At 39.0% G+C, this 12,053-nt stretch carries 11 protein-coding genes; 6 read left to right on the top strand and 5 right to left on the bottom strand.

The annotated features are described in order from the left end of the window. The first annotated feature begins 226 nt into the window (after positions 1 to 226). The 3 genes from Q0625_RS08550 to Q0625_RS08540 all read left to right on the top strand — a co-directional run bounded on the left by Q0625_RS08550 (position 227) and on the right by Q0625_RS08540 (position 4,598). A complete protein-coding gene (locus Q0625_RS08550; protein ID WP_298825865.1) occupies positions 227 to 922 on the top strand; it encodes a M949_RS01915 family surface polysaccharide biosynthesis protein in 696 nt (231 codons plus the stop codon). A 77-nt stretch (positions 923 to 999) separates the two neighbouring features. Further along, on the top strand, positions 1,000 to 2,718 hold the full coding sequence (locus tag Q0625_RS08545) for a phospho-sugar mutase (protein WP_298825862.1): 1,719 nt from the start codon (positions 1,000 to 1,002) through the stop codon (positions 2,716 to 2,718). 47 nt (positions 2,719 to 2,765) lie between these two features. Further along, the gene (locus tag Q0625_RS08540; RefSeq protein ID WP_298825859.1) at positions 2,766 to 4,598 is read left to right on the top strand and encodes an ABC transporter ATP-binding protein; all 1,833 of its coding nucleotides are present in this window, start codon (positions 2,766 to 2,768) and stop codon (positions 4,596 to 4,598) included. Between the two features lie 225 nt (positions 4,599 to 4,823). On the opposite strand, the gene Q0625_RS08535 is transcribed toward Q0625_RS08540, so the two are convergent. Together Q0625_RS08535 and Q0625_RS08530 are read right to left on the bottom strand one after the other, a co-directional pair. Continuing rightward, the gene (locus tag Q0625_RS08535) at positions 4,824 to 5,711 is read right to left on the bottom strand and encodes an ion transporter (RefSeq protein ID WP_298825856.1); all 888 of its coding nucleotides are present in this window, start codon (positions 5,709 to 5,711) and stop codon (positions 4,824 to 4,826) included. 58 nt (positions 5,712 to 5,769) lie between these two features. Continuing rightward, positions 5,770 to 6,180 carry a BrxA/BrxB family bacilliredoxin gene (locus tag Q0625_RS08530; protein ID WP_298825853.1) on the bottom strand — a complete coding sequence of 137 codons (411 nt, stop codon included), beginning with the start codon at positions 6,178 to 6,180 and terminating at the stop codon, positions 5,770 to 5,772. A 161-nt stretch (positions 6,181 to 6,341) separates the two neighbouring features. Between Q0625_RS08530 and Q0625_RS08525 the strand changes: the two genes are divergently transcribed. From Q0625_RS08525 to Q0625_RS08515, 3 genes are read left to right on the top strand one after another with little or no spacing between them, the layout of a single operon-like run. Then, on the top strand, positions 6,342 to 6,818 hold the full coding sequence (locus tag Q0625_RS08525; RefSeq protein WP_298825850.1) for a hypothetical protein: 477 nt from the start codon (positions 6,342 to 6,344) through the stop codon (positions 6,816 to 6,818). Positions 6,819 to 6,852: 34 nt separating this feature from the next. Further along, positions 6,853 to 7,980, top strand: coding sequence for a 3,4-dihydroxy-2-butanone-4-phosphate synthase (ribB, locus tag Q0625_RS08520; protein ID WP_298825849.1), 1,128 nt, complete (start codon positions 6,853 to 6,855; stop codon positions 7,978 to 7,980). A gap of 1 nt (position 7,981) precedes the next feature. Next, positions 7,982 to 9,142, top strand: a complete 1,161-nt coding sequence (locus tag Q0625_RS08515) for a GlmU family protein (RefSeq protein WP_298825846.1) — start codon at positions 7,982 to 7,984, stop codon at positions 9,140 to 9,142. A 179-nt stretch (positions 9,143 to 9,321) separates the two neighbouring features. Here Q0625_RS08515 and Q0625_RS08510 read toward each other — a convergent pair whose 3' ends face one another. The 3 genes from Q0625_RS08510 to Q0625_RS08500 all read right to left on the bottom strand — a co-directional run. Beyond that, the gene (locus Q0625_RS08510; RefSeq protein ID WP_298825843.1) at positions 9,322 to 10,617 is read right to left on the bottom strand and encodes an NAD-dependent succinate-semialdehyde dehydrogenase; all 1,296 of its coding nucleotides are present in this window, start codon (positions 10,615 to 10,617) and stop codon (positions 9,322 to 9,324) included. A 19-nt stretch (positions 10,618 to 10,636) separates the two neighbouring features. Further along, positions 10,637 to 11,050: a transposase gene (locus Q0625_RS08505; RefSeq protein ID WP_298825841.1), complete on the bottom strand. Its 414-nt coding sequence runs from the start codon at positions 11,048 to 11,050 to the stop codon at positions 10,637 to 10,639. A gap of 80 nt (positions 11,051 to 11,130) precedes the next feature. After that, positions 11,131 to 12,053: hypothetical protein (locus tag Q0625_RS08500; protein ID WP_298825838.1), on the bottom strand; the 923-nt coding region annotated here is incomplete at its 5' end.

The raw sequence follows: 12,053 nt of genomic DNA, 5'->3' as shown, positions 1-12,053 counted from the left end.
ACCACTGTCCTCTGAGTCTGACCACTGTCCTCTGAGTCTGACCACTGTCCTCTGAGTCTGACCACTGTCCTCTGACGTCTGATTACTGACCACTGTCCTCTGACGCCTGACCACTGTCCTCTGAGTCTGACCACTGTCCTCTGACGCTTGACAACTGTCCTCTTACCACTGTCTTCTGACATCTGACCACTGTCCTCTGACGTCTGACTACTGATAATTAATGAATATGAAATACTTTTTTTTGGGCTTTTTCTGTACATGGCTTGTGTATCAAGGGCATGCTCAGGCACAACTCTTGGGGGAAGAACAATTACAAAAACAATTTCCTTCAAAGTTACAGAAGGAATTAGGAATAACATTTCCAATAACTAAGGCCTACACTTATCAAGATAAGGAAGGAAAGCATTTTTGGTTATTTACCGAAAATAAGCTCTATGAAACTTCCAAGAATAAGGGACAGGTTTATAGGAAAAATAGTGAGGGAGAGGTTATTAATGACAAAATTAAGGCTTTTCATCTTTTAGAGAAGGAGAGTACTTTTCAAGTGGTAAAGATACTTTATGACTATCGTCCCAAATGGGAGGGTACAGAATTCTCTATTTGGTTTTGGACAAAGTTTGTATCTTTCACTGACTTAGATAATGATGGCTATGTAGACCCTATCATTGTTTATGGAGCAGCACCCACAGATGGTGATCCTGATCGAGGAAAAGTAAAGTTATTGACCTATCATAAGGGAGAAAAAATAGGGATTCGTCACCAAGATGATCCTAGCGACGAAGGACGAGAAACACAGATAGATGCTTCTTATTACACTTTACCACGCTCTATTCGCCAAAAAATGTTTGATATTATCAATCATTTACAGGAAAATCAGCTTACTTTGTTCAATCCAGAGGATTTTAAAAAGCTGAAAAGATAAAATATTTGAGTTACAGAACTCACGAAACTTGAGTTGATAATTAACAATTGACAATTAATAATTAAAAAAGATAAATTATGGACTTATTACAAAAAAGTAAAGAAAATGCTCAGTCTTGGCTTAGCCCTACTTTCGACGAGCAAACACAAAAAGTAGTACGTGAACTTCTTGAGGGAAACCCTGAGGAGCTTACCGAATGTTTTCATAAAAATTTGGAATTTGGTACAGGAGGTATGCGTGGTATCATGGGAATAGGTACCAATCGTATGAATCGTTATACTTTGGGAAAGAATACTCAAGGACTGAGCAACTATCTCAAAAGAGTATATCCTAATGAGCAAGTGAAAGTGGTTATTGCCTATGACTGTCGCCACAACTCTCAGGATTTCGCTAAGGTGGTAGCCGATGTCTTTTCAGCCAATGGTATTAAAGTGTATCTCTTCTCCGAGTTGCGTCCTACACCAGAGCTTTCCTTTGCGATACGTTACCTCAAGTGTCATAGCGGTGTTGTCCTCACTGCCTCACATAACCCCCCAGAATACAATGGGTACAAGGTCTATTGGACAGATGGTGGGCAGTTGGTACCACCACAGGACAAGGAAATAATGGAAGCGATTGATAAAGTTCAGTTTGCCGATATTCAATTTACTCCTAATGAGTCTCTTATTGAAAAAATTGACTCTCAGGTAGATGAAGCTTTTATTGAAGCCTCATTGAACAAGGCTAATTTCCCTATTGCAGGAAAGTCTGATTTGAAGATTGTCTATACGCCTTTGCATGGTACCTCAGTAACTATTATTCCTAAGCTTCTTGAGCGTGCAGGTTATACCTCTTTGTATATTGTAGAGGAACAGGCCACCCCTGATGGTAGTTTCCCTACCGTAAAATCGCCTAATCCTGAAGAGCCAGAAGCACTTACTTTGGCTCTGAAAAAAGCCGAAGAAGTACAGGCTGATATTGTTTTCGGTACGGATCCTGATAGTGATCGTATTGGGATTGCTGTGCGCAACCTCCAAGGCAAGATGGAGTTGCTCAACGGTAATCAAACTATGCTCCTAATGACCAAATATCTCTTGGATAAGTGGAAAGAAAAAGGACAGAAAACAGGACATGAATTCATTGCTTCTACTATTGTTTCTACGCCTCTTATGCAGAAACTCGCTCAGGCCTATGGCGTAGAGTATAAGGAAGGTCTTACAGGGTTCAAGTGGATAGCCAAGATGATTAAGGATTTTCCTGACCAACAGTTTATCGGTGGGGGAGAAGAAAGTTTTGGTTATATGGTAGGAGATTTTGTTCGTGACAAGGATGCAGAAACTTCAGCTTTATTAGCTATGGGAATTGCAGCTGAGGCTAAGGCAAAAGGTAGCTCCTTCTTCAAGGAAATGCTTAAGATGTATCAGGAGTTTGGTCTTTACCAAGAACACTTGATTTCGATAGTGAAAAAGGGAATCAGTGGAGCTCAGGAGATCAACCAGATAATGAAAAATCTTCGTGAAAATCCTGTCAAAGAGATTTTGGGTGAAAAGGTGGTACGTATAGATGATTACCAAACCTCTGTAAGCTATAATCCACTTACAGGAGAGAAAACACCTATTGAGATTCCAAAATCCAATGTGTTGATATACAACACAGAAAAAGGATTAAAGGTAGCAGCACGCCCTAGTGGTACCGAACCAAAAATTAAGTTCTATTTCAGTGCCAATGCACCACTAAGTTCCATAGAGGCTTATGAGCAGACACGTGATGCCTTGCTGGCAAAAATCAAACAAGTAACCAAAGAGTGGAACTTATAATACTAGGTATAAACTAAAAAAGAAATGATTTTCTTATATATTATTGAATGAATACAGCCAATATCAAACGACTCTATCCGTATGTACTTCCTTATAAGAAGTTTGCCTTTTTGAATATTTTCTTTAATATTCTATATGCGCTCTTTAGTTCTCTGTCCTTTGTGGCCTTGATTCCTATGCTTGAGGTACTTTTTGATGCCGGTGCAAGGATTTATGAAAAGCCTGTGTACAAAGGAATTAGTGGAGCAAATGTGTATTTTAAAGAATACTTGAACTATCAGGTAACTCAGCACACGGGAGGAGACCCTGTACAAGCACTTTTTTATATTATAGGCTTGGTGTTATTTTTATTCTTCCTTAAGAATATATTTAGCTATTTAGCTATAGTATTTATTAGTCTTTTGCGTAATGGAGTACTGAGGGATCTACGTAATATGATGTATAAGAAAATCATTTCTTTACCCATCTCTTATTTTTCAGAAAAACGTAAGGGAGATGTAATCTCCCGTATCACTACTGATATTAATGAATTTCAAGCCTCCTACTTGAGTATATTGGAACTTATTGTAAAAGAACCTCTTACAATTATTTTTACCATTATAATTATGTGTGGGATTAGCTTGAAGCTCACCATTTTTGTCTTTCTCTTCATTCCTATAGCAGGACTGGCTATCTCGCGTGTAGGTAAAACTCTCAAGAAGCATTCAGGGCGTGTACAGTCCGAACAAGGCTTCTTCCTTTCTTTGATAGAGGAAACGCTTTCTGGGCTTCGTATCATTAAGTCTTTCAATGCACAAGAGGTGTTTATCAAGCGCTTTACCGACTCCACTCAGCGCTTTAACTCCTATGCCAATAACCTTTCCTATCGCCAAAACTTGGCCTCTCCCATTAGTGAGTTCTTAGGGATTTTGGTCATTGGAATATTATTGTGGTATGGAGGTACTATGGTGTTGATAGATAAGACTCTAGGAGGATCAGAGTTTGTTGCCTATATGGGCTTAGCCTATAATATCCTTACTCCAGCTAAAGAAATCAGCAAGGCGGCCTATCGCTTGCGACAAGGAGATGCAGCAGCCTTACGCGTTTTAGAGGTGATTCATGCACAAAATCCTATTTTCGACAAAGAAAATGCCATAGAAAAAACAGACTTCCAAACGGCTATTTCTCTGAAAAACATTTCTTTCAAATATGATAATGAATATGTTCTTAAGGATTTTTCTTTAGAAATTCCAAAAGGGAAAACGGTAGCTTTGGTTGGGCAATCAGGTAGTGGAAAGAGTACTATTGCCAATCTTATTGCACGTTTTTATGATGTGAATGAGGGGGCTATTACTTTTGATGGTATTGATATTCGCGATCTTAAGATACATTCTCTTCGCGATCTTATCGGGATTGTATCTCAGGATTCTATCCTTTTCAATGACTCTATTACTAATAATCTACTCATAGGGAAGACTTCGGCTACAGAAGCTGAAATAAAGGAGGCTGCTAAGGTGGCGAATGCTTATGACTTTATTGAGGCCTTGCCTAACAAATTCCAGACCAATATAGGAGATATGGGAGGAAAGCTCTCAGGAGGGCAAAAGCAGCGCTTGAGTATTGCCCGTGCTGTACTGAAGAATCCACCTATTATGATATTGGATGAAGCAACATCAGCACTGGATACAGAAAGTGAAAAATTAGTACAAAACGCTTTGGAGAAAATGATGATGAATCGTACCTCTTTGGTAATTGCTCATCGCCTTTCTACTATTCAAAATGCTGATATTATTGTGGTTATGGAGAAAGGAAAAATCATAGAACAAGGCAATCATGCTTCTCTTATGGCAAAAAATGGAACCTACCGCAAACTTGTAGAAATGCAGTCTTTTCAGCAGTAGATATTCAGCAGTAGATATTCAGTAGGCAGGATTCAGTATTCAGTATTCAGTAGGCAGTAGACAGAATTCAGTATTCAGTAGGCAGAATTTAGTATTCAGTAGACAGAATCCAGTATTCAGTAGACAGAATTCAGTATTCAGTAGACAGTTTTCAGAAGCTGACAACTGACAACTAACTTCTGACAACTGACAACTGACATCTGGCTTCTAACAACTAACAACTGACTACTTTTTTTTGCCGCATTTAGGACAATACAAAGCATCATCAGGCAGGGGATAGGCATTGCAATACCTACAATGACCATGAGTATGGCTATGAGGATAACCGAAGTCAGCGGGAGGAGTTTTGTGAGGAGAGTGTGGCCTATTGGGTTCTTTTTTTCGGTAGGCACGTGAGTATTCGGAAGTTACAATTCCAGTAGGTACAGCTATGATACCATACCCCAATATCATAATCACAGAAGCCATAATCTGCCCGAAAGTAGTTGTAGGTACCATATCGCCATAACCCACTGTAGTAAGGGTTACAATACACCAATAGATGCTACGGGGAATACTAGTGAATACTTTGTCATGAGGTTCTATCATATACATGAGAGCCCCTAAAATTACACAAATCACTAGTACAAAGTAGATGAATACAAATATCTTCGTTTGACTATTCTTTAAAGCTTTCCTCAGCTGATTGGCCTGCTGGGTGAATTGTACTAAGTCTAAGATTCTAAAAATGCGCAACAGCCTAAGGATACGAATGATAGAAAGAACTTTGGATTGTTTTACAAAGAACGAAAGATATACAGGTAAGATAGAGATAAGGTCAATAACTCCATAGAAACTAAAGATATACCGTTTCCAGTTAGGGGTGCAGATAATACGCAATATATACTCAATAGTGAAAAAGATAGTGATGACCCATTCCAAGACTACTAATAAGGTATGTATCCTATCATTTACAGTTTGAATACTCTCAAAAATAGCCAAAAAAGCACTGATGAGGATAAAACCTAGGAGAATGAGGTCAAAGAGTTTTCCTGCAACGGTATCTCTCCCATAGATAATGGCAAAAGCCTTTTCTTTTAGGAGTTTGTATTTAGATGCTAAGAGTTTTTTCATCTCAAACAAATAAAAAAATCCAATGAAAAGCACTTTTTCATTGGATTTAGTCTTTTATTTAACAAAATTCATTATAGGCTGCTTCTAAGTTTTCAGCAATTGCTTCCGCAAAACGTCCTTCTATATGGTGTCTCTCTAACATATGTACCAACTCTCCGTCCTTGAAGAGGGCAATACTAGGGGAAGAAGGAGGAAAAGGTAGCATATAATCTCGCATCTGAGCGGTGGCATCGATATCGAAGCCTGCAAAAACTGTTACTAAGTGGTCTGGCTTTTTAGCATTTTCGAGGCTTAAGAGTACCGCAGGACGGGCATTTCTTGCTGCACAACCACATACGGAATTCACCACTACAAGGGTAGTGCCAGGACGCTTAATAGCTTCATCTACTGCACTTACGGTATGGAGTGATTCAAAGCCTGCATTTTCAAGCTCCGCTATCATAGGAGCTACTATTTCAGGTGGATACATAATTTTTAGTATTATTTATTCGTGGGGACAAAGATACGAAAAATAATGATTAATGATTAATGGTTAATTGTTAATCTTTTAGAGAAATAATTCTTTTGGAAATGTGGAGGATTTAGAAAAAAGTTGTACTTTTGCAAAGGGAATTTCTAAATAAGAATTTTATGAGAAGTCTATTTTTCTTTTTGTTGTTTCTTCCCTTAGGAGCTGGAGCACAAGGTTTTGATGATTTTGAATATTGGGGAGTAAGGGCGGCCTTTACCCATACCAATCGCTCCCATAACTTGGGTTTTGTAGGGGGATCTCTCAATACAGAGTATAACTGGGTAAGCCGTTCACTCTATGCAGGAGTGCACTTAGGAACACAAAACACCCTTACCGAAGACGGGCGTAAGCAGTCCAAAATGGAAATTGTACCTGAGATAGGATATGAGTTTAGCCTCATTCTCTTGGGCTTTGGAGCCTCGCTCAATACCCATGCTCTCCAGCCTCGTGTAGGCCTTTCTTTTTTTAATGTTCATCAGGCCTATGTGGGGTATTCTATTCCTTTCCGCCGAGATACAGTCTTTAAGGGACTTACTTTTACACTTGTGCTTAATCTTTCTAATGCGGAGAGTAGTGATGATTTGAGGCTATGGTAATTCAAGAATTTCATAATAAATAAATAATAAATTAATGAACCAAGAAATAAAACTCAATACCATAGAAGAGGCTATTGAGGATATCAAACAGGGGAAAATCGTCATCGTAGTAGATGATGAGAACCGTGAAAATGAAGGAGACTTTATCGCTGCTGCTGAAAAAGTAACTCCTGAAATGATTAACTTTATGACCCAGCATGGGCGAGGCTTGCTCTGCGCCCCTTTGTTGGAGAAGCGTTGTAAGGAATTGGGCTTGGATATGATGGTGGAGAACAACACCGTACTACACCATACCCAATTTACTGTTTCTATAGATCTCAAGGGAGAGGGTTGTACTACCGGAATTTCTGTATTTGACCGAGCCAAGACAATTAAGGCGCTTGTAAAGCCAGAAACCAAACCAGAGGATTTTGGTCGCCCAGGACATATATTTCCTCTCAAGGCTAAGGAGGGAGGGGTACTTCGTCGTACAGGCCATACCGAAGCAGCGGTGGACTTGGCGCGCTTGGCAGGATTGGAACCTGCGGGTATTCTTATTGAGATTCTCAATGAAGATGGTTCTATGGCACGCTTACCACAACTAGTGAAAGTAGCTGAAAAACATAATCTTAAGATTATTTCCATAGAGGACTTGATAGCTTATCGTATGCGCCATGATAGTCTTATTGTCAAAAAAGAAGATTTTCCTATTGATACAGACTATGGGCAATTCCGCCTACGAGCTTATGAACAAACAACCAATGGGCAGATACACTTGGCTTTCACCAAAGGTACTTGGGCTAAGGACGAACCTGTATTGACTCGTATCCATGCCAACTTTATCAGTAATGATATCTTGGAACTTTTGCGAAAGAAAGACAATGAACTCAATCGTATCTTCCAACAGATAGATGCTGCAGGTAAGGGCGCTTTTATCGTTATTAACCAAGGAGGTTATTCTCAGAATCTCTTGCACCGTATCCAAGCGATCAAGGCTGCACAGGAAGGCAAACCAGCACCTTCGCAAGTACCTGCTGCTCAAGTAAAAGATATAGGTATAGGGGCTCAAATCCTGATAGACCTTGGTATTTCTCATATGAAACTCCTTACCAACTCCGAACCTTCTCGCTATGTGGGTATGTCGGGCTATGGCTTGGAAATTACAGACTATGTAAGCTACTAATATGAAAATAGACCGACTTCTCTTTGAGGATAAAAACATTATAAAGGATTTTTTCCCTTTGACTTTTACCCGCCCTTCGGCTGAGTTGCGTGCAGGTATTTTAACTTTTGCTGAGCGCTGGCAACGACTTTTGGGGATAACACAAGTGAATTACCTAACTGCGGATTACCTTCAAGGAAAGTATCCTTATACAGGTGTATCAGAAGAGGTAACTCTCTTTATTTATGCTAATTTCTTACCTACACCTCGATTTTTAGAACAAGTACGTTCTCTTGAGGTAGGGGAGTCTATTACATATCAAGGAAGACAATTGGCTTTCCTAGGGAAAAGTATTACCCTTTCGTCTATACCTTCCATAGAGTGGGAAGAGCCTTTGGTGCTTTTTGAAAAACCCACCGATCTTTTTACCTATAATGATAAGGCTATTGAATTTGATTTTGAATTACTTACCAAAGGGCGTACTTCTGCACCGCTTTCACCAACCAATGGTTTTTTAGGTGATAAGGCTAACCTCTTTATAGAAGAAGGTGCTAAGGTCGAGTTTGCTACCCTCAATTGTCAGAAAGGCAAGATCTACATAGGTAAGGATGCCGAAGTGATGGAGGGGAGCCACCTACGTGGGCCTATCGCCCTTTGTGAACATGCTACCGTAAATATGGGGGCTAAGCTCTATGGAGCGACCACCATAGGCCCTTATAGTAAGGTAGGGGGAGAGATTTCTAACTCTGTTATCTGGGGGTATTCTAACAAGGGGCACGATGGTTTCTTAGGCAATTCCGTATTGGGACAGTGGTGTAACTTGGGGGCGGATACCAATGTTTCTAATCTCAAAAACACCTATAATACCATACAGCTATGGGATTACCAAAAGGGTGATTATACTTCTTCAGGGTTGCAATTCTGTGGGGTACTCATGGGAGACCATTCGAAAACAGCTATCAATACCCAAATCAATAGTGGTACCACTGTGGGGGTCTTTGCCAACCTTTTCTCTGCTGGATTTCCAAGCAAATATATCCCCAACTTTGCTTGGGGAGCCTCTGCTGAGAAATACCATCTGGATGAGGCTTTTGCCGTAGCTGAGCGTGTGATGGCACGTAGGGGAATTGCTTTTGATGAGAAGGAACAATATATACTCCAATGGTTATTTGATAACCAATAGGTAAAATGATTCACTAATTTTCTAAGACGCAATAAATTGCGTCTCTACCCTAACGCTGGCTAAGACAATTATGGATTAGCGTAGTCTTCCGTAGAGATGCAATTTATTGCGTCTTGATTTATTGCGTCTTAATAATGAATTAGATTATACAAAAAATTTTTAACCCTTGATTCGTATTATTATTTCACCACTACCGTTTTGATATTGGCAAACTCCCATACGCCAAAGTGGGAAAGCTCACGACCATAGCCTGAGTTCTTGATACCGCCAAAGGGCAAATGTGGATCACTGATGAGCATCTCATTGATATATACCGCACCTTCGTCAAAGCGAGGGGCTTGTGATTTTACAAAATCTACATTTTGGGAGAAAATGGCTACTCCTAAGCCAAAATCAGATTGGTTGCTCAGCGCAATGGCCTCTTCAAAATCTCGGAAGGTAGTGATAACCGCTACTGGGCCAAAGGTCTCTTCCCTGAATACTCGCATGGTAGGAGTAACGTCTGTAAGCACTGTAGGAGTGTAGAAAGCACCGGTACGTTTGCCGCCACAGCGTAGCGTAGCTCCCTCGGCAAGGCTCTGCTTGACCATTTCTTCTATTTCTATTGCCAAGTCTTCCCTTGCCATAGCGCCTATTTCGGTACTGAGGTCGTATTTGTCTCCTTGTTTGAGCCCTTTTACTTTTTCGGTAAAGGCTTCTATAAAGGATTGGGCTATGGATTCTTGCACTAAGATACGCTTACCTGCAATACAACTCTGTCCAGCATTCTGCATACGGGCATTGACGGCTGTGGTGACCGCTTTTGTTAGATCTGCATCTTCACAAACGATAAAGGCAGCACTTCCGCCTAATTCCAAAACAGATTTCTTCAAGTGCTTACCAGCACACTGAGCTACCGACCTACCTGCAGGCTCACTTCCTGTAAGAGTAACGCCCTTGATAGCAGGGTGAGCGATGATTTCCTCTACATGTTGACTTGGCAAAGGCAGGTTCTTATAAATAGGAAAACCTAAGGATTCATCAAGAAAGATTTCTTCCAACAATGCCGCAGCAGTAGGAACATTGGAGGCGTGTTTTACTACTAATACATTTCCTAATAGCAGGTTGGGAATAGCTACACGGAATACTTGCCAAAAAGGGAAGTTCCACGGCATGACAGCCAAAAGAACTCCTAAGGGGTCTAAGCGCACATAACTCTCGCTCCAACTACTCTGTAAGGGTTGTGGGCGGAGAAAATCGTCTATGTGGGTTAGGTAATAATCACATAGCGTAGCACACTTCTTGACTTCAGCAAGAGATTGTGCCAAAGGCTTATTCATATCAGTGGTGATAGCTTTGGCGTATTCTTCACTATGGGCAAGGAGCTTTTCCTTGATGCGAACAATACTTTCTTTACGCGAAGCTAAAGGGCGTGTTTTCCAAGTGTGGTAAGCGTTTTCTACTTCGCTTACAGCAGTAAGGGCTTTATTTAACATCTTTTATAATTAAATGTGTTTAGACTTTTTTGAGGAACTTGGAGATAAACCATAATAGGAGCATTCCAATCCAAGTTACATCAAGATACTCATATCTCATTATCAAACCTTTATATCCGTCAAGCCAACCATTTGCTTGTTCAATTTTAAACCTATTTTTGTACAATTCTTCATCAAAATAAACATCTGGTTGCTCTCCATTTCGGGGATTAGGTTTAATATTTGCTATAATTTCTTTGCTTTCTAAAAACTCTCTAAGAGACTTACTATCAAATCCTGCATCAGCATTGAGAAACAGACCTTTGTGCTCTATTCCTGCTTCTTCTAATAAAGCTAAGATTTCTTTTAGTACTTCTTCTATTTCATATAAGTCATTGTGATTTCCTGCTTTAGGGCTTCCCATTGCTATCATTTGCCCTTTATTATCACACAAAAAAATACTATTGGTGGTTACAGCTTTTTTTCTTGCTTGATAACCTGCTGATTTTCCAATGTGTATGACTACTATCCAAATTATTTCACGAATTCTCCTACCATTATTCTTCCTCCTCCTTTTTCTTTCTCGGAATTTCGGTATACGCCTCCTTTTAATACGATATATCTGTCTTTATAATAAGCAACAGGACGGGAAACTGCAAAAAAATTATCCGCTTCATAAGAATACCAATTTTTCCCTTTATCAAAAGAGTAATTTAGTGTTATATAAGGAATGGAAGATTTGTAATAACATATAAAATCTTTATATTTATAGTATTTTATTTCTTCTTCAGATTCAGTATATATTTCTCTTTCTTCTAAATTATACAAGGTAGCTTTATCTTTTAAAAAATTAAATTTCACCAAGAAAATATCGTCATTTTTCAAATACAAAACATCGTAATTCTGAGACAATACTTTCACTGCTTCCTTTTGGGTGAGAAGATTGTAAGTGTATAAGTTCTTGTTTTCCACATAATATAATGTATTATCTGAGTGTAATCGGTATTTTTTATGTTGCCAATTTTCAGGTATATTATATATTTTATGCGTCTCTATATCTGTAAATTTAGGAATATCATAGGATATACATTCTAAGATTTTCCCATTAAAAGCTCCATAAGAGAAAATAGATCCATCATATTCTCCTATTTTTTCATACTTTAAATTTGAATTGTTTAACAAATAGGCATTTCTTTGATTGTCTGTTTTTTCAGTTTCAATTAAGCAATAGTCTTTAGATACTGAAATGAAATAAATATTCTCATTAACAAATTCTATTTTGTGATATGTCTTCCCTAAGTCTTTTGATATAAAAATAATACCTGTCCGAGAAGGGGTACCTATCCCTTTAAAGCCTGATAAAATTAATGTGTTTTCATCTACAAAATAGAACTCATCGAATTCTATATCATAAGAATTTATATCACATTCTTCATAAATGTCTGTAATTGCAATCC

Source organism: uncultured Capnocytophaga sp. (genome assembly GCF_938029845.1).
Taxonomy (GTDB): Bacteria; Bacteroidota; Bacteroidia; order Flavobacteriales; family Flavobacteriaceae; genus Capnocytophaga.
The sequence above is the reverse complement of the archived record's forward strand: the minus strand, read 5'-3'. Positions and strand labels throughout refer to the sequence as shown.